The sequence below is a fragment of the Herbiconiux daphne genome (assembly GCF_024979295.1).
Classification (GTDB): Bacteria; Actinomycetota; Actinomycetes; order Actinomycetales; family Microbacteriaceae; genus Herbiconiux; species Herbiconiux daphnes.
The window spans coordinates 1-636 of sequence record NZ_JANLCJ010000490.1; the positions used below are offsets into that span (position 1 = coordinate 1).

Annotated in this window: 1 protein-coding gene; it reads right to left on the bottom strand. The window is 40.6% G+C overall.

Features of this window, described 5'->3' with window-relative positions; translation table 11 throughout:
- The coding region (locus N1032_RS26025; protein WP_259543520.1) for a hypothetical protein at positions 1-636 on the bottom strand (636 nt) is incomplete at both ends.

Consider the following 636-nt stretch of genomic DNA (forward strand, 5'->3'; position numbering starts at 1 on the left):
TAACTGGTACTTGAATCTCAGCGTGCCAGCCTTCAAGACGAGAATCATCGGCAACATATTCTTCGACTGTGATAGAACGAGGATATGTAACGAGTAATGATTGACCAACGTAGCTCTTATTGACAAGAACTGCTCCATTGTTGACGGCATTAAAGTTACCTTTAAGTTCGATGAACTCAGTATCGTCAAGTTGGATAGCGTGAGAAGCGTATGTTGCTTGGAACACTTGCTCACATTTGTTATCAGATGATACGGTAACCCAACCACAATTATCAGGAGCAATGTCGGTAATGTAGATTACACCGTAATCATCGCCATTCCATTTATAAGGAAGTACTTCTGATTTAACAGTAACTGGGAAGAAACCGTCAATATTATCAGTTTTGTGTTCCAAAGGATTGAGCCAGAATGAGTTCTGTGTCATTGTAGAAGCAGTGATACTCTTAGATACAGCAAGTGTATCAGGATTGTAACCACCGTCCAAACAAGAAGCATCTGTGGCATCAACTGACTGGTCATCTTGGAATGAGGTAATACATGAGAGTACTACGGCTGCATTCTTTTGAAGCTCTGTCTTAGAATCAAAGATTGCGAGAGTAGAGAAACCAACATCATCGCCTAATGTTTCGTTAGAAT